Origin of the sequence: Saccharopolyspora indica (genome assembly GCF_027853965.1) — a bacterium.
Classification (GTDB): domain Bacteria; phylum Actinomycetota; class Actinomycetes; order Mycobacteriales; family Pseudonocardiaceae; genus Saccharopolyspora; species Saccharopolyspora indica.
Genome location: NZ_JAQGLB010000048.1, coordinates 1 through 1,318, shown reverse-complemented (window position 1 = coordinate 1,318; position 1,318 = coordinate 1). Strand labels below are relative to the sequence as shown.

Annotated in this window: 1 protein-coding gene; it reads right to left on the bottom strand. The window is 66.5% G+C overall.

Going from position 1 to position 1,318, the window contains the following annotated elements; genetic code table 11:
- Nucleotides 1–49 precede the first annotated feature (49 nt).
- On the bottom strand, nucleotides 50–1,162 hold the full coding sequence (locus OU416_RS40165; RefSeq protein ID WP_372907107.1) for an IS30 family transposase: 1,113 nt from the start codon (nucleotides 1,160–1,162) through the stop codon (nucleotides 50–52).
- Nucleotides 1,163–1,318: the final 156 nt, after the last annotated feature.

The following is a 1,318-nucleotide window of genomic DNA, read 5'->3' as shown; positions in this document are numbered from 1 at the left end:
AACGGCCCGTGCACCTGGGCAGATTCGAGGGGTCGTTGCAACACCGCTGCTAGCTGGTGGTTGTGAGTAGAGTAGCGAAGCGCTCGGCTGGGGTGTCCCAGCCGAGCGTTTTGCGTGGGCGGTTGTTGAGTTCGGCGGCGACGGCGTCCAGGCGCTCACGGTCGTGGACTGCGAGGTCGGTGCTTTTGGGGAAGTACTGGCGCAGCAGGCCGTTGGTGTTCTCGTTCGAGCCGCGCTGCCAGGGGCTGCCTGGGTTGCAGAAGTAGACCGGCATGCCGGTCGCGCGGGTGAAGGCCTGGTGGGCGGCCATCTCCGAGCCCTGGTCCCAGGTCAGGGACTTGCGCATGTGCTGGGGAAGATCCTGGACGGTCTGGATGAGGGCGGTGCGGGTTTCCCTGGCGGAGTAGCCGGCGGGCAGGTGAACGAGCAGGGTGTAGCGGCTGGTGCGCTCGACGAGGGTGCCGATCGCCGACTTGCTGCCCTTGCCGATGATCAGATCGCCTTCCCAGTGCCCGGCGATGGTGCGGTCATCGGCTTCGGCGGGGCGGTCGCTGATCATGGTCATGTTCGGGATGGCCCGAGGACGGCGCTTGTAGGCATGTCGGCGCGGGCGGCGGCGGGTCCGGCCCGATCGCAGGACACGAGTCAGTGCACCGTGACCTCGGTAAAGTTCCTGGTAGATCGTCTCGTGGACCACATGCAGCTCCGATTGGCCCGGAAAGCGGGTGCGGAGTGCCCGGCAGATCTGCTCCGGACTCCACTTCAGCTTCAGCAGGTCTTGAATGACTTCTCTGAGCTGGCGGTGCTGCCCGATCTTGCTCGGCTTGGGTCGCGGTCTACGGGCAAGAGCACGCGCGTGCGCGGCGTGTGGCCGGTAGCCGCCATAGCCGGGGTGCCGGTTGCGGCGGATCTCCCGGCTGATCGTGGAAGGAGACCGGCCTAATCGCCGGGAGATCGCCCGCAGCGAGGCCTTCTCCCGCATCAGGTCGGCGATCTGGATGCGTTCGTCCTCGGTGAGATACCTCGACGGGCCCGAAGGCGGCGCCACCGCAGTGATCGGTGACGCCGCCTTCTCGCCGCCGCTGGCGGCACGACCGTTTCGCCATCGCCGGCCGGTCCGCGGGTTGATCCCGACGATCCGGCATGCTTCCAAGCTGCTCACACCCTGATTCACAAGATCAAGATAGGCAGCCCGCTCACGCGTCAACCGTCGACGGCCCTGGTTAACCGACCGGTTCCGAGTCTCGAAGTCCATCGCATCCCCGTAGATCGGGTGTTGCGACGACTCCTAGAACTCAAGCTGGTGCGCGGGCCGTTC